At 30.8% G+C, this 25934-nt stretch carries 27 protein-coding genes and 1 tRNA gene; 19 read left to right on the top strand and 9 right to left on the bottom strand.

Features of this window, described 5'->3' with window-relative positions:
- The first annotated feature begins 107 nt into the window (after positions 1-107).
- A complete protein-coding gene (gene purN / locus EV02_RS0108565) occupies positions 108-764 on the top strand; it encodes a phosphoribosylglycinamide formyltransferase (protein WP_032518903.1) in 657 nt (218 codons plus the stop codon).
- Here purN and argC read toward each other — a convergent pair.
- Positions 748-1803 (bottom strand): N-acetyl-gamma-glutamyl-phosphate reductase, encoded by a 1056-nt coding sequence (argC, locus tag EV02_RS07350; protein WP_032518902.1) that lies wholly within the window; start codon positions 1801-1803, stop codon positions 748-750. The genes purN and argC overlap by 17 nt on opposite strands.
- Before the next feature lie 88 nt (positions 1804-1891).
- Between argC and ribBA the strand changes: the two genes are divergently transcribed.
- A complete protein-coding gene (gene ribBA, locus EV02_RS07355) occupies positions 1892-3616 on the top strand; it encodes a bifunctional 3,4-dihydroxy-2-butanone-4-phosphate synthase/GTP cyclohydrolase II (RefSeq protein WP_032518901.1) in 1725 nt (574 codons plus the stop codon).
- Between the two features lie 4 nt (positions 3617-3620).
- Here the strand turns inward: ribBA and EV02_RS07360 are convergent, their stop codons facing one another.
- The 5 genes from EV02_RS07360 to EV02_RS07380 form a co-directional block, all read right to left on the bottom strand.
- On the bottom strand, positions 3621-4058 hold the full coding sequence (locus EV02_RS07360) for a peptidylprolyl isomerase (protein ID WP_032518900.1): 438 nt from the start codon (positions 4056-4058) through the stop codon (positions 3621-3623).
- Between the two features lie 36 nt (positions 4059-4094).
- Complete coding sequence (locus EV02_RS07365) at positions 4095-4478, bottom strand: DUF3110 domain-containing protein (protein ID WP_032518899.1); 384 nt, start codon at positions 4476-4478, stop codon at positions 4095-4097.
- A 33-nt stretch (positions 4479-4511) separates the two neighbouring features.
- Positions 4512-5471, bottom strand: a complete 960-nt coding sequence (locus EV02_RS07370; RefSeq protein WP_032518898.1) for a DnaJ C-terminal domain-containing protein — start codon at positions 5469-5471, stop codon at positions 4512-4514.
- Positions 5422-7419 carry a molecular chaperone DnaK gene (gene dnaK / locus EV02_RS07375; protein ID WP_032518897.1) on the bottom strand — a complete coding sequence of 666 codons (1998 nt, stop codon included), beginning with the start codon at positions 7417-7419 and terminating at the stop codon, positions 5422-5424. Before dnaK ends, EV02_RS07370 begins: the two co-directional genes overlap by 50 nt.
- Before the next feature lie 214 nt (positions 7420-7633).
- Positions 7634-7720: transfer RNA gene (locus EV02_RS07380), tRNA-Ser, on the bottom strand.
- 49 nt (positions 7721-7769) lie between these two features.
- Here EV02_RS07380 and EV02_RS07385 point away from each other — a divergent pair.
- From EV02_RS07385 to psaK, 9 genes are all read left to right on the top strand, one after another.
- Positions 7770-8144 (top strand): 2Fe-2S iron-sulfur cluster-binding protein, encoded by a 375-nt coding sequence (locus EV02_RS07385; protein ID WP_032518896.1) that lies wholly within the window; start codon positions 7770-7772, stop codon positions 8142-8144.
- Between the two features lie 5 nt (positions 8145-8149).
- Positions 8150-8998 (top strand): inositol monophosphatase family protein, encoded by an 849-nt coding sequence (locus tag EV02_RS07390; RefSeq protein WP_032518895.1) that lies wholly within the window; start codon positions 8150-8152, stop codon positions 8996-8998.
- 18 nt (positions 8999-9016) lie between these two features.
- Complete coding sequence (locus tag EV02_RS07395) at positions 9017-10168, top strand: ATP phosphoribosyltransferase regulatory subunit (RefSeq protein WP_032518894.1); 1152 nt, start codon at positions 9017-9019, stop codon at positions 10166-10168.
- A gap of 117 nt (positions 10169-10285) precedes the next feature.
- Positions 10286-12190: a molecular chaperone HtpG gene (htpG, locus tag EV02_RS07400; RefSeq protein ID WP_032518893.1), complete on the top strand. Its 1905-nt coding sequence runs from the start codon at positions 10286-10288 to the stop codon at positions 12188-12190.
- A 39-nt stretch (positions 12191-12229) separates the two neighbouring features.
- Positions 12230-12466: a 50S ribosomal protein L28 gene (gene rpmB / locus EV02_RS07405; protein WP_032518892.1), complete on the top strand. Its 237-nt coding sequence runs from the start codon at positions 12230-12232 to the stop codon at positions 12464-12466.
- A 5-nt stretch (positions 12467-12471) separates the two neighbouring features.
- Positions 12472-13005, top strand: coding sequence for a peroxiredoxin (locus tag EV02_RS07410; protein WP_032518891.1), 534 nt, complete (start codon positions 12472-12474; stop codon positions 13003-13005).
- Positions 13006-13008: 3 nt separating this feature from the next.
- Positions 13009-13311, top strand: coding sequence for a DUF2499 domain-containing protein (locus EV02_RS07415; RefSeq protein ID WP_032518890.1), 303 nt, complete (start codon positions 13009-13011; stop codon positions 13309-13311).
- Complete coding sequence (locus EV02_RS07420; RefSeq protein WP_032518889.1) at positions 13304-13639, top strand: DUF3593 domain-containing protein; 336 nt, start codon at positions 13304-13306, stop codon at positions 13637-13639. Before EV02_RS07415 ends, EV02_RS07420 begins: the two co-directional genes overlap by 8 nt.
- A gap of 66 nt (positions 13640-13705) precedes the next feature.
- Positions 13706-13966, top strand: coding sequence for a photosystem I reaction center subunit PsaK (psaK, locus tag EV02_RS07425; RefSeq protein ID WP_032518888.1), 261 nt, complete (start codon positions 13706-13708; stop codon positions 13964-13966).
- 19 nt (positions 13967-13985) lie between these two features.
- On the opposite strand, the gene dxs is transcribed toward psaK, so the two are convergent.
- The gene (gene dxs / locus EV02_RS07430; RefSeq protein ID WP_032518887.1) at positions 13986-15875 is read right to left on the bottom strand and encodes a 1-deoxy-D-xylulose-5-phosphate synthase; all 1890 of its coding nucleotides are present in this window, start codon (positions 15873-15875) and stop codon (positions 13986-13988) included.
- A gap of 116 nt (positions 15876-15991) precedes the next feature.
- Here dxs and ilvA point away from each other — a divergent pair, with 116 nt between their 5' ends.
- The 3 genes from ilvA to EV02_RS07445 all read left to right on the top strand — a co-directional run bounded on the left by ilvA (position 15992) and on the right by EV02_RS07445 (position 18423).
- The gene (gene ilvA / locus EV02_RS07435; RefSeq protein WP_032518886.1) at positions 15992-17533 is read left to right on the top strand and encodes a threonine ammonia-lyase, biosynthetic; all 1542 of its coding nucleotides are present in this window, start codon (positions 15992-15994) and stop codon (positions 17531-17533) included.
- Between the two features lie 66 nt (positions 17534-17599).
- Positions 17600-18106, top strand: coding sequence for an SMC-Scp complex subunit ScpB (scpB, locus tag EV02_RS07440; RefSeq protein WP_032518885.1), 507 nt, complete (start codon positions 17600-17602; stop codon positions 18104-18106).
- Positions 18107-18144: 38 nt separating this feature from the next.
- A complete protein-coding gene (locus tag EV02_RS07445; RefSeq protein ID WP_002807500.1) occupies positions 18145-18423 on the top strand; it encodes a YggT family protein in 279 nt (92 codons plus the stop codon).
- Positions 18424-18425: 2 nt separating this feature from the next.
- Here the strand turns inward: EV02_RS07445 and EV02_RS07450 are convergent, their stop codons facing one another.
- Entirely contained in the window at positions 18426-18755 is a 330-nt protein-coding gene (locus tag EV02_RS07450) for a nucleoside triphosphate pyrophosphohydrolase family protein (protein WP_032518884.1), read from the bottom strand.
- Between the two features lie 61 nt (positions 18756-18816).
- Between EV02_RS07450 and pyk the strand changes: the two genes are divergently transcribed.
- Genes pyk through EV02_RS07475 form a run of 5 tightly spaced genes read left to right on the top strand, consistent with a single transcriptional unit; the run spans position 18817 to position 24376 of the window.
- Positions 18817-20607, top strand: coding sequence for a pyruvate kinase (gene pyk, locus EV02_RS07455; protein ID WP_032518883.1), 1791 nt, complete (start codon positions 18817-18819; stop codon positions 20605-20607).
- Positions 20600-21832, top strand: coding sequence for an ABC transporter permease (locus EV02_RS07460; protein WP_032518882.1), 1233 nt, complete (start codon positions 20600-20602; stop codon positions 21830-21832). Before pyk ends, EV02_RS07460 begins: the two co-directional genes overlap by 8 nt.
- Before the next feature lie 48 nt (positions 21833-21880).
- Positions 21881-22417 carry a biotin transporter BioY gene (locus EV02_RS07465; RefSeq protein ID WP_241433692.1) on the top strand — a complete coding sequence of 179 codons (537 nt, stop codon included), beginning with the start codon at positions 21881-21883 and terminating at the stop codon, positions 22415-22417.
- Entirely contained in the window at positions 22417-22875 is a 459-nt protein-coding gene (gene lspA, locus EV02_RS07470; RefSeq protein ID WP_032518880.1) for a signal peptidase II, read from the top strand. Before EV02_RS07465 ends, lspA begins: the two co-directional genes overlap by 1 nt.
- A gap of 1 nt (position 22876) precedes the next feature.
- A complete protein-coding gene (locus EV02_RS07475) occupies positions 22877-24376 on the top strand; it encodes a GTP-binding protein (protein ID WP_032519175.1) in 1500 nt (499 codons plus the stop codon).
- Positions 24377-24509: 133 nt separating this feature from the next.
- Here the strand turns inward: EV02_RS07475 and EV02_RS07480 are convergent, their stop codons facing one another.
- The gene (locus EV02_RS07480) at positions 24510-25895 is read right to left on the bottom strand and encodes a pyridoxal phosphate-dependent decarboxylase family protein (protein ID WP_032518879.1); all 1386 of its coding nucleotides are present in this window, start codon (positions 25893-25895) and stop codon (positions 24510-24512) included.
- Positions 25896-25934 lie beyond the last annotated feature (39 nt).

The raw sequence follows: 25934 nt of genomic DNA, 5'->3' as shown, positions 1-25934 counted from the left end.
TGTTTAAATTATTATCTTCAAATAAATATGTTTTTGAATATAAACAATTAAACTTGAGGGTTTTTTTTATTTCATATGAATTTATCATTAGATAAAATAAAAAAATTTTGGATAGATCATTTAATTACATAATTTCGCCTGAGATATCTGAATTTAGAAGATTTTCCCCTAAATTAAAAATAGGTGTACTTGCTTCTGGGAAAGGAACAAACTTTCAGGAATTAATTAATCTCTCAGAAAAAGGAGAATTAGATATAGATATAAAAGTTCTAATTACTAACAATGAAGAAGCTGGTTGTATAAAAAGAGCTGAAAGTAAAAAAGTACCACACAAAATTATAAGAGGCAAAGACTTTCTGCAAAAAGAAGCTTTTGAATTAGAAATTGTAAATAATTTAATTCATTACGATGTTGAACTTGTGGTTATGGCAGGCTGGATGAAAATTGTTACTCCATTTTTTATTAATAAATTTAAGAATAAGATAATAAATATTCACCCTTCATTACTTCCAGCATATAAAGGCGGTTCTGCGATAAAGGACTCTATATTAAATGGTTCAAAAATAACTGGTTGTTCAGTACATTTTGTAGAAGAAGAGGTTGATAGTGGAGCATTGATAATGCAAGCTGCATTGTCAATAAGAGATGATGATGATATTGAATCACTTTCCAAAAGGATACAAATGCTTGAGCATAAAATTTTACCTCACTCAATTTCTCAAGCTGGGTTTTTGATAAGAAGTAATTTTATGGAAAATTATTAGTTAAATCAAGACCTTCATCCATTGAAAATCCACTCATAATATTTAAATTTTGAATTGCTTGCCCAGTCTGACCTTTTAATAAATTATCAATTGCAGATAAAATAATAATCCTTCCGTTTCGAATATCAACCTTGACAGAAAGAAAAATTTGGTTTGTATTTTTAACCCATTTTGTTGATGGGAATGTACCTACAGGTAAGACTTTAATATTTTTGAAATTTCTATAATAATTATCCAAAAGAATTCTGCAGTCATCAGAAGTTAATCCTGGATCTCTTAATCTTCCATATATTGTCGAATGCATTCCCCTTGAAATTGGAACCAAATGAGGTGTAAAAAGTAGTTCAATTTTATTTCCAGAAATTAAAGATGCCACTTGCTCGATCTCTGAGGTATGTCTATGGTTTATTAATCCATATGCTGATAGACCTTCTCCACATTCTGATAAGAGTAGCTTTTGGTTTGGTTCTCGACCACCTCCAGAGGTTCCGCTTTTAGAGTCAATAACTATACCTTCATTTTCAATAATTCCTTGAGAGAGATAAGGAGCTAATGGAATAAGAGCAGATGTTGGATAACATCCTGGACAGGCAATTAATCTTCCTTTTGAAATGGCTTCCTTATTTATTTCAGGAAGACCGTAAACTGCCTCTTTACATAAATCATCATCATTCCTTTTATAAATAGCAGCTTCTTTGGAATATACTTTTTTCCATTCATCTAAAGACTTGTATCTATAATCAGCAGATAAATCAATAACTTTAAGTCCTCTATCTAATAATTTCCTTGTCAATGTTGAAGATAAGCCATTTGGTAAACAAAGCAAAGCAACATCTGCATTTTTTGAAATATTATCTACGGATATTTCTTCTATATAAGGATCATTATCTAGACAAATAAAAGGGAAATTATCATTCCATTTAGATCCAGATGTTTTATTACCTCCTAAAAATGAAATTTTGTATTTTTTATTTTTCTTTAAAAGATTTACCGCTTGAATACCGCCGTAACCTGTAGCACCTACTATTGCAACATTCATTTCTTTGAATTGGCAGACTTTGAGATAGGATTATAAAGTGTTGAATTTAAGGTAACTAAAACACTATTTTTCTATATTGATAGGAATAATGAAAGAAACAAGTCCCAAATCAAATAATGGAACAATTTTGGATATAAATGAATCTTTTAAAATTGAATTTGATCCTATCAGCGATGCGTTGGCTGCTATAAGAAATGGTGAATGCATAATTGTTGTAGATGATGAAAGAAGAGAAAATGAAGGAGATTTAATATGTGCGGCTCAGTTTGCAACTCCACAGCAAATTAATTTTATGGCTACTGAGGGCCGTGGTCTTATATGCCTAGCGATGCAAGGTGAAAAACTTGATTCATTAGATTTACCATTAATGGTAGATAGAAATACTGATGAAAATCAAACAGCTTTTACAGTTTCAATTGATGCTGGACCTGAACATAATGTTACTACAGGAATTTCCGCTGAAGACAGGGCAAAGACAATACAAGTTGCTATAAATCCAAATACAAAACCTGATGATTTAAGGAGGCCAGGACATATATTTCCATTAAGAGCAAAAAAAGGTGGAGTATTAAAAAGGGCAGGTCATACCGAAGCGGCAGTAGATATTGCTGCAATGTCAGGTCTTTATCCCGCTGGAGTTATTTGTGAAATACAAAATCCTGACGGTTCTATGTCAAGACTCCCTCAACTAAAAGAGTATGCAAAACAGTGGGGAATGAAATTAATATCAATAGCTGATCTAATAAGTTATCGGTTTCAAACTGAGAGATTTGTATTTAGAAAATCTGATGCTGTTCTTCCAAGTATTTTTGGTAATTTCAAAGCTTATGGATATGTTAATGATCTAGATGGTTCAGAGCACGTTGCATTAGTTAAACAAAAATCTTCGAAATTAAGTGAACCTGTACTTGTAAGAATGCATTCAGAGTGCTTAACTGGCGATGCTTTTGGATCATTGCGTTGTGATTGCAGACCCCAGTTAGAGGCGGCTTTATCAAGGATAGAAAAGGAGGAAGAGGGGGTTGTTGTTTACTTGAGACAAGAAGGTAGAGGTATTGGTCTAATAAATAAATTAAAAGCATATAGTTTACAAGATGGTGGATTAGACACTGTTGAAGCTAATGAAAAATTAGGTTTTCCAGCTGATCTTAGAAATTATGGAGTTGGAGCACAGATATTAACCGACCTAGGGATAAAAAAATTAAAATTACTTACAAACAATCCTAGAAAGATTGCTGGATTAGGTGGTTATGGAATAGAGGTTATTGAGAGAGTTCCATTAGTAATTTGTCCAAACGATAATAATGCAGAATATTTAAGTGTAAAAAAAACGAAATTAGGCCACATGATTGATGAAGATAATCCAAATTCCAGTAATATTGATCCATTTATTTCAATTTTTCTTGACGGAGAATATAAATCTATTGATCTAGTTCCAATAAAAAATAATGTTATTAAATTCTGTAATGAAAATAACATCAATATTAAACTAGAGAGTACACCAAGATTATTGGCTTTTTGGAATCGACCAAAATTAGTATGGCGAATTTTGCATGATCAGAATAGAATCAATTCCAACATTACTGATGAAGAAATAAAAAATATAGAATTATTTATTCAGTTTTTATCCAATTATCAAAATAGTACAAAGATTGGAATTATTGTTTCTAGAAATATTGAACAGGCATTACACCCAAAAAATAACATAAAATTAATCCATACTAAATTTACTATTAATAATGAATTATTATATTCATCTACAAGAAAATTTAATCTGGATAAAGAGACATTTAGTGTTGTTTTTGAAGGCTAAAATTCTATTTTAAAGTTGCTTTTAGAATTTTTGACCCATTAGTGAGTTTTAGCACTACATCCATATCATCTGTCTTACCAAAAACAGTATGAACTCCATCAAGATGAGGCTGTGGTTCATAAACTATAAAAAACTGACTACCTCCTGTATCTTTTCCTGCATGAGCCATTGAAAGTGAACCTTTTAGATGTTTATTGGAATTGATTTCACATTTAATATTATATCCAGGTCCTCCAGTTCCTGGCATACCAGATGCTCCATCACGAGTATTTGGACATCCACCCTGAGCCATAAATCCAGGAATAACCCTGTGAAATGCTAAACCATCATAAAAACCATCACTAATCAACTTCGTGAAGTTTTTAACTGTATTTGGTGCGTCGTCAGGGAAAAATTCAACATTAATGCTTCCAACTTCTGTCTCAAATAATGCAGTTGTCATATTTATTTGTTTAATAATTCAATGATATTTTAATAGCTAAAGCAACTTTTCAAGGTTTTCCTTAATGGTATTTATATCAATATTATCATTTTTGCTATTTTTGTCTTCCTCCCAATTTTCAATTTCTAGGTTTTTCTGGGGTGGTGAAATTAATAACCTATCTTCTGGTGTTTTAGGTACAAAATTCTTTTGTACTAATTTGTATTCATAATCTAATTTAATACAAAAATCTTTAATTTCCTCTATGTTGATCATTTCAACTGTTGGCAAAGGAAAATCTTGAGCTTCTAGTAGACCACAATATCTTGTTGCATCATCCTGTTCTTCAAACATGAGAACAATTGTCCTTCCCTTTAGTTCGATTGAATGAATTCCTTCCTTGCCTGTTCCTGAATTATATAAAAGAACAAATATGTCCATAAGTATCTATTTTTCTAATTTTATAATATTTGATTAAGAATCAGAAAGTGATAATTCTTGTAATCTTGTATATAAAGCAATTTCTTCATCATTAATGTCAGCAGGTATCACTACCATGATTTCAACATATTGATCACCTACATTATCTTCAAAAGTTAAACCTCTCCCTTTCAAACGTAACATTCTGCCCGTAGATGATTTTGGTGGGACTTGAAGTGTGACATTTCCATCAAGGGTAGGAACCTGTACTGCACAACCAAGAAGAGCATCATGAGGAAATAACTCTAATTTATAAAGAACTCTTAAACCGTCAATTCTTAGACCACTTTCCGTTTGAACTTTTAACTGTAGATAATGATCCTTACCTCCTCTTGCAATATTTTCAAGTCTTAATCTCCATCCATCTCCAGCAAAAGGTGGTGTATCAACTTCTACTACAGTTTCATCTTCAAGCTCAATTAAAATTGAAGCTCCAATTAAGGCCTCATCAGGAGTTAGTTCAATAACTGTTTCAATATCTTGGTGGAGTTTTACTGGAGGCGGCTCTTCTGGAGAAGTTGTTGGGTATTGAAAATTGTTAAATTCATCATTATCTGTATTTCTGAATTCATCCTCAAATCGTTCATCATCATATTCCTCATAGTTCTTTGGAGAGTATTCATATCCAAATAATGAATCAAGATAATCTTGAAAATCAGGAAAACCTGTCTTGAAATTATTTTCGTAATCATCCTTGATATTTTTTTCATCCGAACTATTTTTTCTTATATTCGGATCACGAAGATATTCGTATGCTTGGTTAATTAATTTAAATCTTTCTTCTGCATTAAGATCATTTTTATTTAAATCGGGATGCCATTTTCTTGCTTCTCTTCTAAAAGCCTTTTTAAGTTCTTTATCATCAAAATCAGGGGATAAACCCAAAATCGACAAATAGTCTTTTTTAGAGGAAGTAGTCATTGTCCCATGGATCATCGTCCCTAGAATTACCATACCTCGAATTTCTATAATTTCTATTCATTTGATTATCCCAAGGATCATCATCCCAATAATCATCTGAAAAAAGTTCATCCTTTAATGATCCAAATGTATTTTTAATGCTCTGTAGAGGATTATTATCAGATTTCTTTTCAGCAGCAAATTTTCTGTTTAAACCGAATAATGCTTCTTGTAGGGCACTTACTGAAAGTTCTAATTCTTGAGGATCATCGTCATCAATATACTCTTCAACATCTTGAATGGCTAATTCAACAGCTCGTTGCTGCCTTTCTGCACCATAAGGACCAAATTCTAATGAAGCATCCCTAAGTCTTCTCTCTGCTTGCGCAATAAGAGTTAAAGCACTATTTCTTCTATCAATTACAGTTCTTATCTTCCTATCTTCATTAGCTTTTATTTTGGCTTCTTCAATTATCGAATTTATTTCTTGTTCATTTAAATTAGAGCCTCCAGAGATTGTAACTGTTTGCTTTCTTCCTGTTGTTCTATCAGTTGCACTTACCTCTAAAAGACCATTAGCATCAATATCAAAAGCTACCTGGACTTGCGGTATTCCTCTTGGAGCTGGAGGTATTCCTGATAGTCTAAATTTTCCAAGTGATTTATTTTCAGAGGCTAAAGGCCTTTCTCCCTGCCGTACTTGAACAACAACTGATGATTGATTAGCTTCGGAAGTACTAAAAACATCAGATTGTCTAACTGGTATTGGCGTATTACGAGGAATGAGTACCTTCATAAGACCACCAATAGTTTCTAAACCTAAAGATAAGGGAGTAACGTCATTTAATAGTAAATCTTGTAAATCACCACTAATAATTCCAGATTGTATCGCAGCTCCAACTGCTACGACTTCATCAGGATTAACAGATTGACAAGGATCATTTGGAACAAGAGTCTTTACTAATTGTTGAACCATTGGGATTCTTGTGCTGCCACCTACAAGAACTACCTCATCAATATCTTCTGCATTCCATCCAGAATCATCTAAAGCTATTTGCACAGGCTCCAGTAATCTATCAAGTAAATCTTGTGATAAAGATTCAAATATTTTTCTATCTAAGGTTTCTTCAATATGTAACGGTCCCTCTTTACTTGTTGTGATAAATGGTAAAGATATTTTTGTTTTTTGTAATCCTGACAATTCACATTTAGCTTTTTCAGCAGCCTCAGTTAATCTCTGTAAAGCTTGTCTATCCCTTCTTAGATCAATTTCATGTTTAACTAGAAATTTTTCTGCAAGCCAATCAACTATTTTTGAATCAAAATTGTTTCCTCCTAGCTGGGTATCACCACAAGTGGCTTTAACATCAAATACACCATTTGAAATTTTCAATAATGAAACATCAAATGTTCCTCCTCCTAAATCAAAAACCAAAACATTATTAGAAGAACTTTTTTCAAAGCCATAAGCTAGAGCAGCAGCAGTAGGTTCATTTAAAATTCTATCTACTTTAATACCAGCCAATATTGCAGAATCCTTTGTAGCTTGCCTTTGAGATTCATTAAAATAAGCAGGGACAGTAATAACTGCAGAATCAACAGTATCTCCAAGATAAGTTTCAGCATCATTAATTAATTTTCTAATCAATGAGCTCACTAATTCTTCCGGTGCATACTCTCTTTCTGTATTTGGACTAAGAACCCTAACGCTTCCATTGGTATTTGCCTTAACGTTATAAGGAACAGAAATACTATTCTCATCTAATTCATCCCAGTCACTACCAATAAATCGTTTAAGGTTATAAAAGGTATTCTTAGGATTTAGAACAAGTTGTCTCCTCGCTTGGTCTCCTATTACGATTTCCTTGTCTTTTGTAAATCCAACTATTGAAGGTGTAGTTCTAGAACCCTCAGAATTTGCAATAACAATTGGACGTCCAGCATCTATCACTCCTACAACAGAGTTAGTAGTACCTAAATCAATTCCAACTATTTGCCCCATGATTTTAGATTGCTAAATTAAAGCAAAATTTAATAATAATTTAAGTAAATTTTTATCTTGGATATTTACATATAATAATAAAAATTAAATATTTTCAACTTAATTTAAATAAATAAGATTATTTATAACTTGCTAATAAGATTCCTATTTATTTTAGAAGATATTTTAAAGACAAAGGTGTTGATGTATTTAACCAAAATAAACTAATATAAAACGGAGAGAGAGGGATTCGAACCCTCGATAAAGTTGCCCCTATACAGCATTTCCAGTGCTGCGCCTTCAACCACTCGGCCACCTCTCCCAAGATAACTATTTTAACCCTTGATCATCCCATTCTAGAGGAAAGTTAATTGAAAAAGACTTTCACAGTCACGATTAAAAATAAAGAAACCGGAAAGGTCTATCAAGAGCAGGTTAATAGTGACCACTACATACTTAAGGAATTTGAAAAGAAAGGTTTCAAACTTGCATTTTCATGTAGAAATGGTTGCTGTACAAGTTGTGCAGTTAAAATTAAATCTGGTACTTTGCATCAACCTGAAGCCATGGGTGTATCTCAGGCATTAAAAGACAATGGTTATGCACTTCTTTGTGTAGCTAAAGCAACTTCAGATCTTGAGGTAGAAACTACATATGAAGATGAAGTTTACGATTTACAATTTGGACAATATTTTGGCAGGGGAAATACAAGAGTTGCGCCACCTTGGGAATTTGAGGAAGATTAACTAGCATGTTTGAATTAAGTGAAATAGAGGAACTTGCAAATCAAGTAAACTTATCCATTTTGTATGAAATAGCCAAGAATTCCGCTCAAATTGGTAATGAAATTTTAAAAGTTAATTACAATAAAATTCAGAAAATATCATCAAAGGGTAGAAAAGGTGATCTAGTTACCAATGTAGATTTGGAAGTTGAAAATAAAATAAAAGAATATTTATTAGAAAAGACACCAAACATATCTATAAATGCAGAGGAATCGGGTAAATTAACCAAATCTTCGGATTTAACGTGGTGTATAGACCCATTAGACGGTACAACAAATTATTCCCATGGATATCCTTTTTTTGGGACTTCTATTGGTCTTGTGTATAAAAATAAGCCAATAATAGGCGCTATATCAGTACCTTATTTAAATGAACTATATTCAGCGTGTATAGGTTTAGGCTCATTCTGCAATGATAGTGAACTTAAAGTATCGAATCCTTCTAATCTTTCTGATAGTCTACTTGTAACTGGTTTTTCTTATGACAGATTTGAGACAGAGGATAATAATTATGCTGAATTTTGTTATTTAACACATAAAACTAGAGGCGTTAGAAGAGGAGGTGCAGCAGCAGTTGATCTAGCATTTGTTGCGGCAGGTAAGGTAGATGGATATTGGGAAAGAGGATTGGAGGCATGGGACCTAGCGGCCGGTGCTATTATTGTTAAAGAGGCTGGTGGTATTATTTCTGATTATCCATCAGGCGAATTTAATTTAAGTTCAGGAAGAATTTTAGCTTGTTCTCCCAGCCTTGAGAATGAAATAAAAAATGAACTAGATAAAGTTTCTCCATTTAAAAAAAATCTCTATACCTAAAATTAGTTAACTATTAAAATGTCAGATATAAAGGAAATTAAATTAGTCGATGTAAAAAATAATTCAAATATTATTAATAATTTAAATAGTATTTATAAACTTTGGGGATATGAAGAGGTTTCACCCTCATTTATAAATACTTTACAAACCATAAAAGGCCGTGGCGTTATTGATGAAAATCAGGTTGTAGGAATAGTAAGTAATAATTCATTATGTCTTAGGCCAGAAATGACAACATCTATTGTTAAATTGTCATCTACTAGATTAATAAATAAGAAAAGACCTATAAGATTATTCACCAATGGAATGGTTTTTGATAAAAAACAAAATAATAAAAATTCATTTAAGTTACAAGAAAAATTGCAGAGTGGAATTGAATTAATTGGATATGATACAAAATACCCAGAGATTGAAGTTATTAATATTTTGTTTGATTCAATCGATAATATTAATTTGAAGGATGGTTGTAATTTATTTCTACTAGTAAGCACCACAAAAATAATGGACTTGATACTGAACAAATATAAGAATAATAATTTTGAAGAAATTAAGAAAAGTCTGGTTAATTTTGATCAAGATAATTTATCTAAATTAGGAATAGATGAAGATGATAAATATATTCTTAAAGATCTTTTATTCACACGAGGAGAGCCAATTGCAATATTAAAAAAATTAAAAACTATATATGGTACTAGTAAAACATTAGATGACTTAAATTTTTTATTTGAAACATTATCAAAAATATCAAATAAATATGGTGTTAAATTACAACTTGATCCCACTTTTCAACCTCACTTGAATTTATATGAAGGAATAGTTTTTCAACTAATAGGGGATAATGGTAAAAATAAAAGCGTCATCGCAAAAGGTGGAAGATATGATGAATTAGTAAGATCATTTAGTCCTAATGAGAAAATATTTAATGGGATTGGATTTACAATTTCAGTAGACATTTTAAGAAATTTAATTAAGGAAGAAAAGACAGATAAAAAAAAGATTTTATTGATGTTTAAAGATTCTTATTTGTTAGAAAAAGGTATGAATGAACAAAAAGAACAACAAAAAAAAGGAAACATTGCCGTCTTACATTTAAATCCATGTGATGACTTGGCTAAAGCCAATCAAATTATGAAAGAAAACAATTGTAGTGAGATTTTGTGGGTTAAATAAAACCTTTTAAAAGTTTATTTAGTTTTAAAATTCAAATATTGTTCGGACAATACTCCTAATTAAACTTGATTAACAAGTTTTTAAGAAATAGTATTTAATATGTTTGATATTTTTTAAATGGAAAAAGGCGAAATTCGTATTAATACCGAAAATATTTTCCCAATTATCAAGAAGGCAGTATATTCTGACCATGAAATCTTTTTAAGAGAACTTGTTAGTAATGGTGTTGACGCAATTAGTAAAAGAAGAATGGCCTCTATGGCAGGTGATTGCGAGAATACTGAGGAGGCTCAAGTAAAAATAACAATTAACCGTGAGAAAAATACATTAACAATTTCCGATAATGGAATTGGAATGAATGATGAAGAAATTAAGAAGTACATAAATCAAGTTGCATTTTCTAGTGCTGAAGAATTCCTAACAAAATACAAAAAAGATAATGATGAATTTATAGGTCATTTTGGACTAGGTTTTTATTCAAGTTTCATGGTGGCAGATAGAGTTGATATATTAACTAAGTCGGCAATTGGGGAATCAAAAGCTTTCAAATGGTCTTGTGATGGTTCACCAAATTTCACGTTAGAAGAATCTGAAAGAGAAACAATTGGTACAGATGTTATTCTTCACCTACTTGAAGAAGAAAAAGAGTTTATCGAGCCTGAAAGGATTAAATCACTAATAAAAAAATATTGTGATTTTATGCCAATAGATGTCTTATTAGAAGGAGAGACACTCAATAAGAAAAATCCTCCTTGGAGAAAACAACCTAGTGAATTAAAAGATGAAGATTATATTGAGTTATATAAATACCTTTATCCTTTCCAGGGAGATCCACTCTTATGGATTCATCTAAATACAGATTACCCATATGACATACAAGGAATTTTGTATTTTCCAAAGTTGTCAGGTAGAGCTGATTGGGAAAAGGGAGAAATAAAACTATTTTGCAATCAAGTATTCGTAAGCGATTCAATTAAAGAGATAGTTCCAAAATACCTTTTACCTCTAAGAGGAGTTATTGACTCTACAGATATACCTCTAAATGTTAGTAGAAGTGCATTACAAACAGATAGAAAAGTAAGGTCTATATCATCATTTATCTCAAAAAAAATTGCTAATAAACTGAAGGATTTGATAAAAAATTCTCCAGAATTTTATGCTGAAATTTGGGATTCAATCTCTGCTTTTATTAAAATTGGTGCTATCGAAGATGAAAAATTTGCTGATTTAGTTAATAACAGTATAATTTTCGAAACAATTTTAAATTCAGAGAAAGACGTAACTAAAGATATTGAAAATAAATCCCTCATCAAGTCCAATGATAAATATTTCACAACTCTCGCAAATTACAAAGAGCGGAATAAATTAACTGATTCTAAAAAAATAATTTATTGTTCAGATTTGATTGCACAATCTAGTGCATTAAATATCTGTTTATCTGATAACAAAGAAGTTATTAAATCTGATCCCTTAATTGACTCACAAATTCTTCCATGGCTGGAAAGTAAAAAAGAAGATTATCAATTCCAAAGAGTAGATTCAGAAATAAATGAACTAGAAGAAAAAGAATCTAAAGAAATTGTAGATAAGGATGGCAAATCAAATTCAGATAATCTTAGAGATACGATAGTTAAGGCCCTTAACAATGAGAAAGTAACAGTTAAAGTGCAGTCACTTTCAAGTAAAGATGCTCCACCAGCGATGATCTTGCTTCCAGAACAAATGAGAAGAATTAATGATATGGGTGCTTACATGGAACAAAAGATGCCTGGCTTACCTGAATATCATGTGCTCTTAATTAACAAAGAACATCCACTTATTGTTGGTCTTAATAAAATCACAGGCAACAAAATAATTATTGATGAAAAAGATCCTATTGAGAATCCATTAGCTTCTAAAATTGCTAATCATGTCTACGATATGGCTAAGCTTTCCGTTGGTGGATTAGATCAAGAACAGATAATTAATTTACAAAATAATAATGCCGAATTAATTTCAGAATTACTTAATTCAACAAATTGAGTCATGTGTTAGAATTTTTAAAGATATAACTCAATAAATATGTCAAGAGTTTGCGAACTGACAGGTGCAAAAGCTAATAACGGGATGGCAGTGAGTCACTCACATATTCGTACAAAAAAATTGCAACAAGTTAATCTCCAAAAAAGGAGACTTTGGTGGGAAGAAGGCAAAAAATGGGTGAATATTAAAATTAGCACCAAATCACTTAAGTCTATACAAAAAGTAGGTTTAGATAAATTTGCCAAATCAAATGGGGTTGATTTAAAAAAATTCTAAATTTGATGAGAAATTTAGTTGTAAGTATATTTATATCTTTTATTTTTTTATTTAATAGTAATTCAGCAATCGCTTTTGACTTTGCTCCTGAAGTTGGAGATATTGCTCCAAACTTTCAATTAGAAGGTTTTAATAAAAATATAAAATCAAAAAATATTTGGGAATTAAATGATTATCAAGGTAAGTGGCTTGTTATGTATTTTTATCCAAAGGACTTTACAGCAGGTTGCACTCTTGAAGCTAAAGGTTTTTCAGAATTAAAAAAAGATTTTTCAAAATATAATGCCGAAATTGTTGGTATTAGTGCTGATAATCAAGATTCTCATGAAAGTTTCTGCAGCGAAAAATCTATAAACTACACTTTATTATCCGATCCTGAAGGAATTATTAGCGAAAAATACGGTTCTTGGATTCCTCCATTTTCTGATAGAAATACTTTTTTGATTTCTCCAAAAGGTGAAATTTCTTATAGATGGATAAGTGTTTTACCTATAAATCATGCCAAAGAAGTACTTAATGTACTAAAGAAAAAAATATAAATTTTGCACGAACTTTCATTTGGAACTTGGTTTATACATATCTCATCAGTAATAGAATGGATTGTTGCCATTTTTGTCATAAAAAAAATTTCTAAATATAAAAAATATAATTTATTTTTTTGGTTAAGCCTCGCTATGGTCCCAAACTTAATAGGTGCTATGTGTGCGATCACTTGGCATATCTATGATAATCAAGATGTATTGTATGGATTAGTAACGCTTCAAGGGATATTTACATTCATTGGTAATTCAACATTAGCTCTCGCATCATTCACTATTTTTAAAAAGGAAGAGACTTATGAATGATTTATTTTTTAAATTTATAGAAAAATTAGCCTCAATTGACAATACAGCTTTGTTCGCATCATCTATATTTCCATATGCAATTTTTTTGTTTTACTTATATAAAATCAAATCCGTTAATATTTTTGTAAAAACAGGATTTTCCTTAACTGTTTTATTCGTATTCATAACTATATTGGTATCTATCTTCACACTAAATTACTATGATAAAACCCTTGTTGAGGTGGACTTTCTACATGGATTTGCAGAATCCTTCTTAACTCTAAGTGATTTTGTTATTTTGTTCGGTTTTATAAAGTTGTTAAATAACTTAGAAGTAAAAAACTCTTAAGACCTTTTACAATTTTGTGTTTTTTAGGTAAAAGTATTAGAGAATATATAAAAATAACGATCTTTTATGTTTACTACATTATTTGCAGCTGCAGATCCAGCAACTTTTTCTTGGTCTCCAAAGTGTGCCGTCGTAATGATTGCATGTAATGTTTTAGCTTATGCAATTGCTAGAGCAACAATAAGAAAACCTAACGAAGGTTTTGAAATACCTAATTCAAAATTCTATGGTGGTTTAAGTCACGCATCAGTTGTAGGTGCTAATTGCCTAGGTCATATTTTCGGAATTGGAGCAATCTTAGGATTAGCCTCACGTGGTGTTTTATAAAAATTTATTTATTAAATTTTTAATTAACTAACTTAAATTTCTTAACAATTTTATCTGCCATCTGATCAGGCATAAGTCCTAGTTTTTCTTTACTCTGATCAGGTGAAGCATGATCAACTAAAACATCTGGTATACCTATTCTGTATACAGGAATGTTTATTTCATTATCGTTAAATAATTCAACTATTGCAGAACCAAATCCACCTATTAAGGTTCCTTCTTCCATGGTTACAACTTTTTGAATCCTAATTGCTAAAGGCATAATAAGATTTTTATCGAGAGGTTTAACAAATCTTGCATTAACAATGCATGCATTAATGTTTATATTTTTTAAGATCTTTGCTGTTTCGATTGCTGATGCGACCATTGAACCATAAGCAATAATTAAAATATCCTCTCCTTCTTCAAGAATTTCAGCTTCGCCTATATTCAAAGGTTCCCAACCCTCATCCATTACAGCCACTCCTAATCCAGAGCCTCTGGGTATTCTTAGAGCTGTAGGACCATTATGGTTTATTGAAGTTATTAACATTCTCTGTAATTCAGACTCATCCTTTGGAGCCATCAATACAAAATTAGGTATAGATCTCATGTAACTAATATCGTACTGACCTTGGTGAGTAGGACCGTCAGCTCCAACTATACCAGCTCTATCAAGTACAAATGATACAGGTAAATTTTGTATCCCTACATCATGAATTAATTGGTCGAAAGCACGTTGTAGAAAAGTACTATAAATAGCCACAACAGGTTTAAGACCATCGCAAGACATTCCTGCCGCAAGAGTAACTGCATGTTGTTCAGCTATTCCTACATCGATGTATTGAGCAGGGATATTTTTTTGCAATATATCTAAACCGGTACCTGTAGCCATTGCAGCTGTAATACCAACGACTTTGCTATCTTGCTCACATATTTTTAATAAAGTTTGACCAAATATTTTGCTATAACTAACAGGTTTAGGTCTCTTTGATGGAATAGATTTCCCAGTTGTAAGATCAAATGCAGACTGTGCATGATATCCAACCTGATCGGCTTCAGCATATGGGTAACCCTTCCCTTTTGTTGTGACAACATGAACAAGTACAGGTCTTTTAAGTTTATGGGCAGCGTTAAAGGTCTTAACTAAGTTACCAATATCATGACCATCAATTGGACCCATATATGTAAATCCAAGTTCTTCAAAAACAGCTCCAACTTTAGGCACGGATAGTCTTCTAACGCTACCTTTAATATTTTTGAGTTCTTCTGGGATATCCTTACCAATTAAGGGAATATTTTTTACACTTTCTTGGACACTATCAGACAAAAATTGCAATGGTGGACTTACTCTCACTTTATTTAAGTAAGATGAAAGGGCTCCAACGGGAGGTGAGATAGACATGTCATTATCGTTCAATACTACAACTAAAGGGGTATTTGGTAAGTGACCTGCATGATTTATAGCTTCTAATGCCATTCCTCCAGTTAGTGCTCCATCTCCAATAACAGCGACACATTTATAATTTTCACCTTTTCTATCTCTTGCTATTGCCATTCCCAAAGCAGCGGAGATAGAAGTGCTTGCATGTCCAGCACCAAAATGATCAAATTTACTTTCACTTCTTTTTAGATATCCCGCGACTCCATTTTGTTGCCTTAGAGAATCAAATTGACTAAAACGTCCTGTAATTAATTTATGAGGGTAACCTTGATGCCCTACATCCCAAACAACTTTGTCAAAATCAAGATCAAGAGTTTGATATAAAGCCAATGTCAACTCAACTACACCCAATCCAGGGCCAAGATGTCCTCCACTAGTAGATACTACCTGAAGATGTCTTTCTCTAATTTGACAAGCAATTTCCTCTAATTGTGAAACTGTTAAGCCATGAAGTTGATTTGGATGACTTAACTCACTTAAAAGCATTTAACAAAAATTGGTATCTGTATAATCTAAAACGCCGAGGTGCAAAATGAGTATTTTTTTTGAAATAGATCATGTAATGTTTTATTAGATTAATAATTAATGCTAAAAATATATATATGAATGATTATTTTGAAAAAATACTTCAAGCTGAGGTCTATGAAGTTGCAAAAAAAACACCACTAGAGAAAGCTCATAATTTAAGTAATACACTTAATAATGATGTTTTTCTAAAAAGAGAAGATCTTCAGGATGTATTTTCATTCAAAATAAGAGGTGCATATAACAAAATGAGTAAGCTTACAAATTCTCAGCTTGCTCGGGGAGTAATTACTTCTAGTGCTGGTAATCATGCTCAAGGGGTTGCACTTAGTGCCCTTAAGTTAAATTGCCAAGCAACCATATTAATGCCCATTACCACACCTCTAGTAAAAGTTAATGCAGTAAAAAATTTAAAAGCAAAAGTTATATTATTTGGTGATAATTATGATGAAACATACAAAGAGGCAATAAGAATTAGCCAAGAAAGAAATTTATGTTTTATTCATCCTTTTGACGATCCAGAAGTAATAGCAGGTCAAGGAACTATAGCTATAGAACTTGAAGAGCAGCTTAAGGAACAACCTTATGCAATTTATATTGCTGTTGGTGGTGGTGGGTTAATATCAGGAATTTCTTTATATATAAAAAAAATATGGCCTGAAGTAAAAATAATAGGTGTAGAGCCTGAAGATGCAGACGCCATGACAAAATCATTGGAAGAATCAAAAATTGTGGAATTATCTTCTGTTGGTCAATTTGCAGATGGAGTAGCGGTTAAAAAAATTGGTAATAATACTTTTGATATTGGAAGAAAATATATAGATAAGATGATTACCGTTAATACTGATGAAATATGTGCGGCTATAAAAGATGTTTTTGAGGATACTAGATCAATACTAGAGCCCGCAGGAGCATTATCAATTGCAGGTATGAAAAAAGATATTTTAAATTCGAATCATTCAAATAGAAAAATGGTTGCGATTGCATGTGGTGCAAATATGAATTTTGAGCGGCTTAGATTTGTCGCAGAAAGAGCAGAACTTGGAGAGTGTAAAGAAGTAATGATGGCTGTTGAAATTCCTGAACGTCCTGGAAGTTTAATTGATTTTTGTAAGTTACTTGATAATAGAAATTTAACTGAATTTAGCTACAGGATGTCAAATTCTATTAATGCCCAGATCTTTGTAGGAGTTCAAGTTTATGGATTAAATGATAAAAAAAATCTTTTAAATTTATTTAGAAATTCGGAGTACTCCTTTATTGACATAAGTGATGATGAATTATCTAAAAATCATCTGAGACATATGGTAGGTGGAAGATTACCAAAGAATTTTAAAGAAATGGATAATAGAAATTTTATTGAGCTTTTATACAGATTTGAGTTTCCTGAAAGACCTGGCGCATTAATAAACTTCTTAAATAATATGAAATCTAATTGGTCTATAAGTGTGTTTCACTATAGGAATTATGGAGCTGATGTTGGGAAAATTGTTATTGGAGTTTTAATCGATAAAAAAGAGATTTTAGAGTGGAATAAATTTGTAAGAATCCTAGGCTATAAATATTGGGATGAAACTCAAAACGATACATATAAATTATTCCTTGGTGCATCAGATTAAATTTAAGGTAAATTAGGAAAGATTTCGGTAATTAAAATCAATCAATCTGATCTAAATACCACACCAATATCTGATATAGATCTAGTTACTAAAGTTGAAGCTGTTCTATATTTGAAAGGCAGACCAATAACAAAAAAGGATCTTTCAGAAATTACTAATTCTGATATAAACTCAATAAATGATGCAATTAAAGATCTAAAAAATAAATACTCTGACCCCAACTCAGCTATTGAATTAAATGCAGTTAATAACAGTTTTTCTCTTGAACTAAAATCTAGTCTTAATAATTTCGTCGATGATTTACTTCCTTCTGATTTGAAAACATCAGAATTAAGGACATTGGCTACTATTGCGATCAAAAAAAAGATCCTTCAATCGGATCTTATACTTCTAAGAGGTTCGGGTGCTTACGATCATATTAAACAATTATTAGAAAAGAAATTTATCGTCAAACGAAAGCAAAAAGATGGTAGATCATATTGGTTATCATTATCAGAAAAGTTTTTTCAAACTTTTGCTGTAAGTAATGAATATCTCTCAAAAATAGGAAGCAGTAATAATAAGCAGCAATAATAAGTAAATGTTAGGATATATTAAATTACGAAAAGATAATGTTATCTGAGATTTTTGCAGTTCTGGGCCAAACTTTATCAATTTATTCTTTCATATTGATAATAAGAATTTTACTTACATGGTTTCCAGGTATTGATTGGAGTAACGGCGTTCTATCTGCATTAACTTCTATCACAGATCCTTATTTAAACATTTTTAGAGGTATTATCCCTCCAATAGGTGGATTTGATATTTCATCCTTATTAGCTTTTTTACTTTTAAATGTTATACAAAATTTAATTACAAATCTCCAGTATGCAAGCTTAGGTTATAGCTGAACTTATCTATCATCTCCAGAACCTCTTATCTTTCCATTAGCAGCTCTTAATTTTAATTTTTCAAGGTTTTGTAATGCAACATCCTCTAAATCGAAATTTAATTCTGTACAAAGATTTGATATGTACCACAAAACATCTCCTAACTCTTTTTTAATACCTAATTTTGATTCTTTGTCAAATATTCCATTTTTATCTCTTATAACCTTTTTCACTTTTTCAGCCACCTCACCAGCCTCTCCAACTAAACCAAGAGTTGGATAAATATTATTTGAGCCTAAGTCTGGATATTGTGCTGTTTCTCTAGCTTTTTTCTGATAAGTTTTAAAATCCATGACTTAAATAACTAACTTTGGGTATGGTAAATTTATTTATATCTAGCAATATTATCTATATATGTCGAATATTGATTTAAAAAGAAGAACAAAAATAGTAGCAACTATTGGCCCTGCAACTCAATCTGAAGAGATAATTACAGATTTAATTAAAGCCGGAGTAACAACATTCAGATTAAATTTCTCACATGGAGATCATAAAGATCATGCTGAGAGAATAAAAACCATAAGGGAAGTATCAAAAAAGTTAGATATAGATATTGGAATATTGCAAGATCTTCAAGGTCCTAAAATAAGATTAGGGCGCTTTAAAGATGGGCCAGTAAAAGTTAAAAAAGGTGATAAATTTACACTTACATCAAATGAAGTGGAATGTACAAATACTATTGCAAATGTGACCTACAACAAACTTTCTCAAGAAGTTAGCAAAGGGAAAAGAATACTTTTAGATGATGGAAAAATAGAAATGATTGTAGAAAAAGTTGATATAAAAGCTAATAATTTGGAGTGCATGGTTACTGTAGGAGGGGTTCTTTCAAACAATAAAGGTGTTAATTTCCCAGATGTTCAATTATCAGTAAAAGCATTAACAGAAAAAGATAAGGAGGATTTAAAATTCGGTTTATCTGAAGGAGTTGATTGGATAGCACTAAGTTTCGTAAGAAATCCATCCGATATTAATGAGATAAAAGATTTAATAAACAAACATGGGCATTCAACTCCTGTAGTCGCAAAAATTGAAAAATTTGAAGCAATTGATCAGATTGATACAGTATTACCCTTATGTGATGGGGTAATGGTTGCGAGAGGTGATTTGGGAGTGGAAATGCCTGCTGAAGAAGTTCCTCTTTTACAAAAAGAATTAATTAGAAAAGCCAATTCATTAGGTATCCCAATAATTACAGCGACTCAAATGCTTGATTCTATGGCCTCTAACCCAAGACCAACTAGAGCCGAAGTTAGTGATGTTGCAAATGCAATTCTGGATGGTACAGATGCTGTAATGCTTTCAAACGAAACTGCAGTTGGTGATTATCCTGTAGAGGCAGTTGAAACGATGGCAACCATAGCCAGAAGAATTGAAAGGGATTATCCACTTAAAGCTATTGAAAGCCACTTACCTAGTACAATTCCAAATGCTATTAGTGCAGCAGTAAGTAATATAGCTAGACAACTTGATGCAGGAGCTATAATTCCTTTAACAAAATCAGGTTCTACCGCTAGAAATGTAAGTAAGTTCAGACCACCAACTCCTATCTTGGCAACCACTACAGAGAGAAGTGTAGCGAGAAGATTGCAACTTGTTTGGGGAGTCACTCCGATAGTAGTTAAAAATGATGAAAGAACTGCTAAGACTTTTAGTTTAGCTATGCAAATTGCCCAGGAGATGGGGATCCTCAATCAAGGAGATTTGGTAATTCAAACAGCAGGTACATTAACTGGTATTAGCGGATCTACAGATTTAATAAAAGTGGGTTTAGTAAGAAAGATTGTATCAAGAGGAATATCAATAGGGGAAATCGGTGTTACAGGTAAAGCAAGAATAATAAAAAATAATCTTGATATTTCTTTAATTTGTCCAGGAGAAATATTATTTGTTCCCAAGGAATTAATGGATAATATTCCACTGAGTAAAAGTATTGCAGGTATTGTTACTAACCAAAAAGTAAATGATGTTTATACTTTGTTTAACAAAAATAATAAAAAGATTTCTTCCATTTGTAATTTAGAAAATATGGATAATCATCAAATTAATAATGGCGACCTTATCACACTGCAACTTAATGAAGGTGTTATTTATATGGGGCAAATTGAAGATGAAGATGCAATAGATAAATACAAATATGTCTAGGAATATCTCAATTAAGGAAGCCTTAGGTATGGCCACAAAAACATTGGTTTCGAACAAATTGAGAAGTTCGTTAACAATGTTGGGGATAATTATAGGAAATGCATCAGTTATTACACTAGTTGGGCTTGGAAGAGGTGCTCAAACATTAGCTAAAAACCAATTAAGTAATTTAGGTGCAAATGTTTTATTCATTGTTCCTGGAAATAATGACACCAGAAGAAGAGGTATTTCATTTCCTAAAAATCTTGTTTTAGAAGATGCACTTGCAATAAGTAATCAAGTACCAACAGTTAAAAAAGTTGCGCCTCAAATTTCTGCTAACGAAATAGTGCAGTCAAATTCTAAAAGTCTAAATATATCAATTGCAGGAGTTACTCCTGAATTTCTTGAAGTAAGAAGCTTTGAAGTTGATAAGGGAAGATTTATATCTAAGAGTGATATTAATAGTGCAAGAAGTTATGCAGTAATAGGTCCTGATCTTAAAGACGAATTTTTCAAAGATAATTCTTCATCACTTGGGGAAAAAATCAGAATTAAAGATCATACTTATGAAATTATTGGAATATTAAAACCAAAAGGTGCTGTATTTGGAAGTAATCAAGACAAAAATGCTTATATTCCATTAACCACCATGGTCAACAGGATTACAGGGAAGGACCCAACATATGGAGTAAGTTTAAGCTTTATTAGCGTTGAAGCTATAAATAAAAATTCAACTAGTGCCGCCAAATTTCAGATTACTAACTTATTAAGGCAAAGACATAAAATAATAAGAGATGATGACTTTGCGGTTAGATCACAAGAAGATGCATTGAATATAGTTACCAATATAACAAGTGGGCTAACTTTTTTATTGGCTGGTATTGGGGCAGTATCTTTGGTGGTTGGAGGCATAGGAATCATGAATATTATGCTTGTTTCTGTAAGTGAAAGGACTGAAGAAATTGGACTTAGAAAAGCAATAGGAGCTAAACAGTCAGATATATTAATTCAATTTTTGATTGAGGCATTGATTTTATCTACAATTGGAGGATTAATTGGAACAACAACAGGATTATCAGGTGTTTTTCTTTTATCCCTGATAACACCACTTCCCGCATCAGTAGGAATTACAACTACTTTCTCCACCATGATCATTTCAGGATCAATAGGTTTAATCTTTGGCGTTTTACCTGCAAAAAGAGCTTCTAAATTAGATCCAATTGTTGCATTGAGAAGTTTATAAATAGAATTTATAATAATGCTCAATTTTTATAAATTAATTGAGATACTAGTGAGTCTTCAATTACTAGTAATAACATCAATGTTACCTGTTTATATTCCACTAACTTTTATCAATAAATCTAGTAATAATTTTGAGTTACCTATCACATGGCAAATTCCGACCATAATTTTATTAACACTTATATTTCATAGAAAAGTTGTTTTCAGAGCATTTTCTATATATATAATTTTGGGGTTATTTATACTTCCTGTCTTTCATCAAGGAGGTTCATTAGGTTATTTGCTAACTCCAAATTTTGGTTATTTATTAGGTTTATATCCATTAATCAAAATAATTGATAACTTAAATAATAGAAATAATTTAAACGTTGGAAACTTTTTAAAAAACGGATTTATAGCAATTGGTGCTATGCATTTAACTGGAATATTTTACAACTTCATACAAGTTATATTCTACAGTCAATTTAATTTATTTTTATATAATTTAGGGAAATACTCATTAGGTAAGATTGGATATCATTTTTTAATGCTTTTTCCACTTTTATTACTTATTAAACCTATAGAACGTTTAAAACGTATCAAATAATGATTATTAATATAAAAACAAAATTATTTTTTGTATTTTTAAGTATTTTTATTGTTCTAATAGATCAATTTACGAAATATTTAATGTTTTATAATAAAAAATTATTTATTAATAAAGATTTTCTTTTATTCAAATTAGACTTTGTAAAAAATTACGGAGCAGCATTTAACATATTTACTGGGAGTAGATTATTTTTATCTTTAGTAAGTATTATTTTTTCTATATTACTTATTTATTTGATATTTAGGAAGAATACTTTAAACTCATTTGATCTTTATTCTTATAGCTTTATTCTTGGCGGAACTATTGGTAATGGCATAGATAGGATATATAAGGGTTTTGTAGTTGATTTTATAAATTTAAATATTATAAATTTTCCAGTATTTAATATTGCTGATATATCTATAAATATTGGTTTCATTATTTTACTGTATAACATTTTTAAAAATAATCGATAAAATGAATCACTTGGAATTAAAGTATATAAAGTATGTATTATTGATATTATTTCTTTATATTTTATTTTCCATATTTGTAAGAATAGTAAATATTTATACTCTTTTATTTTTAATTATAATTATTTATACTTTTTATAATATTGATAAAAAATTATTTAAAAAAATAGTTTATAAAGTTATATATAAAAATAAAAAAAATACACTTTCGTTCAAGAATACATATGGTGCTGCAAAGATAAGTTTGGAAGGAGTCGAGAAAATTAATAAAAAAATTAACGACAAAGTAAAAGCTGAATTGATAAATTACCAAAAAAATAAACTAGAGTCCCAATTAAAAACAGGAGATTATAAAGTTACTCTTTTTGGAGCAGGATCCTCAGGAAAAACATCTATAGCAAGATCATTATTGAAAAATATTGTGGGACAAACATCACCAAAAATAGGTACCACAAAGCAAATTAATAGCTACAAAATTCGTATACCAATTTTAAAAAGAAACATTAATATAGTTGATACTCCGGGTTTATTCGAACCATCTAAATTAGGAGAAGAAAGAGAAAAAGCAACAATTATACAAGCATCATATTCTGACCTAGTACTTTTTGTGTTAGATCAGGATATTAATAAATACGAAAACTATTTAATTAAAGAATTAATAAAATTAAGGAAAAAAATAATAATAGTTCTAAATAAATGTGATTTGAGGTCTAGAGATGAAAATAACCTTATCAAAGAAAATATAATTTCAATAACTTCCGCTAGAAAAAATAAAATTTCAGTTATCCAAACAATTGCAGTCCCTCAAAAATCTCCCTATGTAAAATCAGACGCTTTAAATTTAGTTCCAGAGGTAGGAAGTTTATTTAGAGAAATAATTGAAACCCTAGATAATAATGGTGAAGAGTTATTGGCGGATAATATTCTTTTTCGCTCAAATAAGTTAGGTATTAAAAGTAAAAATTTCGTGGAAGAACAAAGATATTTAATGTCAAATAAAGTTATTAATAAATATATGTGGATAACAGGAGGAGTAATACTAGTTAATCCACTACCAGCAATTGATTTTCTTACTACTACCTCCGTAAATCTTCAAATGATAATGGAGTTATCAAAAATATATGAAATAAAGCTTACAAAAAAAGATGCAAAAGATTTGGCGACTTCATTGTTAAGCGCATTGGCAAAACAAGGCATACTAAAAGGGGGTCTCGCCATTCTTTCTCCTGCTTTAGCTACAAGCTTGACTAAAATAATATTATCTAAATCTATACAATCAGTTACAGCAGGCTGGTTAATAAGAATAGTAGGACTAAGTTTGATTGAATATTTTAAAAATGGTCAAGATTGGGGAGATGGAGGAATTCAAGAAGTAGTAGATAAGATCTATAGAATAAGTAAAAGAGAGGATATTTTAAATAATTTTGTAAAAGAAGCTATTTCAAAAATTGAAATTAAAAAATATTTTAAATCAAATAAAAGTTTGCCTCCATTTACTAATTAATATTGGATAATTGATCATTTAGATAAGTTCTGAAATCAAAGATAGTTATTAATAGTAAATAAGCAATGCAAATTGCTATAGAGATAAACCCTGTTACTATTGCAATAATTTTTGGTCTACCCATATTCATTATTTAAGCATCTAAAAGTCTCAAAAGTTCTTCAATATGAGAATCTTTTGTATTGTAATTTCCCATGACAACCCGTAAAAAATATTTACCTTTAAATTTTGGTCTAGAAAGCATAAAATTATTTTTAATTAGTTCATTTACTTTAGTTTGAGTCCATGCATCAGAGTCTTTTGGCTTAAGTTTATTTGGTAGGAATGAGACAATATGAAGAGGACCTGAATATATATCAAACTTATTTTTACTAATATTTTTTACAAAAAAATCTTTTCTTTTTATTGATGATCTTAATATATTTTCTATTCCTTTGATGCCTAAAAAACGTAAACCAAGCCATAGTTTGATAACCTCTGCAGGTCTAGAACCTTGTATGCCTATTTCTCCTCTATTTATAATATTTTCTTTAGATGATATGTATGGTAGTCCAGTATTAAAAGTATTTTCTAAAGTACTCATATTTGAAACCAATAACAAAGATGAAGTCTTTGTAATACCAATAATTTTTTGTGGATTTATCGTTATTGAATTAGCCTGATTAATATTATTTAGACCTTGTATTGGAATAGAAGTTATAGCAAAAATCCCTCCAATTGAACCATCAATATGTAACCAAATGTTTCTTTGTTTACAGATTTCACTTATTTCTTTAATAGGGTCTATGGCTCCTCTTACAGTTGTTCCAAGGGTGGCAACAATAGCAAATATTTTTTTATTTTCTTTTGAACATTTATCTAAAGAGTTTCTCAGATCGTTTATATCCATTCGACCTTGATTGTCAGTTTTAATCCTGACAAGATTCCTAGTATCAAGACCCATTACTCTTATACATTTAACGAAAGAAGAATGAGCATCTTCACTAACAAATAATACAGAATTAGGATTTGTACCTAATCCAGCATTATTTCTAGCTGCAATAAGTGCATTCAGATTACTTAATGTGCCTCCGCTAGCAGCTATACCTCCTGAGAAATCATTAAACCCTATTTTCTTGGCAAACCATTTGCATAATGATTCCTCAAGCAAGGTTACACTTGGTGATAACTCGTAAGCGAGAAGATTATTATTTAAACCTGCAGCAATTAAATCTCCCAAAATAGAGAAAATTAAAGGTGGTGGATCAAGGTGAGCTAGTGAGCCAGGATGAACGGGATTAAATGAATTATTCAAAAGAGATTCAATCTCAGAAAACAAATCTTCCTCAGAGGTACCATCATCCTCAGGCATAATACAATTGAAACTCTCATCAAAAGGTAAAGGACCATTTTTATCAGCTTTAGAGAACCAGTCGCAAAGAGTTTGACATGCTCTATTGAGAAGAGTAATCAATTTGTCATTAGTCCCTAAATTTGAGGGGAAATATATATCTTTATTATTAATTAAATCTTCAGCCATCAGATAAGATATCTAATAATAATTCTATTCTCAATCTAG

Origin of the sequence: Prochlorococcus marinus str. SB (assembly GCF_000760115.1) — a bacterium.
In the GTDB taxonomy this organism is placed as follows: domain Bacteria; phylum Cyanobacteriota; class Cyanobacteriia; order PCC-6307; family Cyanobiaceae; genus Prochlorococcus_A; species Prochlorococcus_A marinus_D.
The sequence above is the reverse complement of the archived record's forward strand: the minus strand, read 5'-3'. Positions and strand labels throughout refer to the sequence as shown.

Bases quoted from the DNA above. Each gene is read 5' to 3' on its own strand.
- argC (WP_032518902.1), bottom strand. From the start codon at position 1,803: ATGAATGTTGCAATAGTAGGTGCTACAGGTTACGGCGGTATTCAAGCG.
- ribBA (WP_032518901.1), top strand. From the start codon at position 1,892: ATGAAAGAAACAAGTCCCAAATCAAATAATGGAACAATTTTGGATATA.
- EV02_RS07360 (WP_032518900.1), bottom strand. From the start codon at position 4,058: ATGACAACTGCATTATTTGAGACAGAAGTTGGAAGCATTAATGTTGAA.
- EV02_RS07365 (WP_032518899.1), bottom strand. From the start codon at position 4,478: ATGGACATATTTGTTCTTTTATATAATTCAGGAACAGGCAAGGAAGGA.
- EV02_RS07370 (WP_032518898.1), bottom strand. From the start codon at position 5,471: ATGGTAATTCTAGGGACGATGATCCATGGGACAATGACTACTTCCTCT.
- dnaK (WP_032518897.1), bottom strand. From the start codon at position 7,419: ATGGGGCAAATAGTTGGAATTGATTTAGGTACTACTAACTCTGTTGTA.
- EV02_RS07390 (WP_032518895.1), top strand. From the start codon at position 8,150: ATGTTTGAATTAAGTGAAATAGAGGAACTTGCAAATCAAGTAAACTTA.
- EV02_RS07395 (WP_032518894.1), top strand. From the start codon at position 9,017: ATGTCAGATATAAAGGAAATTAAATTAGTCGATGTAAAAAATAATTCA.
- htpG (WP_032518893.1), top strand. From the start codon at position 10,286: ATGGAAAAAGGCGAAATTCGTATTAATACCGAAAATATTTTCCCAATT.
- rpmB (WP_032518892.1), top strand. From the start codon at position 12,230: ATGTCAAGAGTTTGCGAACTGACAGGTGCAAAAGCTAATAACGGGATG.
- EV02_RS07410 (WP_032518891.1), top strand. From the start codon at position 12,472: ATGAGAAATTTAGTTGTAAGTATATTTATATCTTTTATTTTTTTATTT.
- EV02_RS07420 (WP_032518889.1), top strand. From the start codon at position 13,304: ATGAATGATTTATTTTTTAAATTTATAGAAAAATTAGCCTCAATTGAC.
- psaK (WP_032518888.1), top strand. From the start codon at position 13,706: ATGTTTACTACATTATTTGCAGCTGCAGATCCAGCAACTTTTTCTTGG.
- dxs (WP_032518887.1), bottom strand. From the start codon at position 15,875: ATGCTTTTAAGTGAGTTAAGTCATCCAAATCAACTTCATGGCTTAACA.
- ilvA (WP_032518886.1), top strand. From the start codon at position 15,992: ATGAATGATTATTTTGAAAAAATACTTCAAGCTGAGGTCTATGAAGTT.
- EV02_RS07445 (WP_002807500.1), top strand. From the start codon at position 18,145: ATGTTATCTGAGATTTTTGCAGTTCTGGGCCAAACTTTATCAATTTAT.
- EV02_RS07450 (WP_032518884.1), bottom strand. From the start codon at position 18,755: ATGGATTTTAAAACTTATCAGAAAAAAGCTAGAGAAACAGCACAATAT.
- pyk (WP_032518883.1), top strand. From the start codon at position 18,817: ATGTCGAATATTGATTTAAAAAGAAGAACAAAAATAGTAGCAACTATT.
- EV02_RS07460 (WP_032518882.1), top strand. From the start codon at position 20,600: ATGTCTAGGAATATCTCAATTAAGGAAGCCTTAGGTATGGCCACAAAA.
- lspA (WP_032518880.1), top strand. From the start codon at position 22,417: ATGATTATTAATATAAAAACAAAATTATTTTTTGTATTTTTAAGTATT.
- EV02_RS07475 (WP_032519175.1), top strand. From the start codon at position 22,877: ATGAATCACTTGGAATTAAAGTATATAAAGTATGTATTATTGATATTA.
- EV02_RS07480 (WP_032518879.1), bottom strand. From the start codon at position 25,895: ATGGCTGAAGATTTAATTAATAATAAAGATATATATTTCCCCTCAAAT.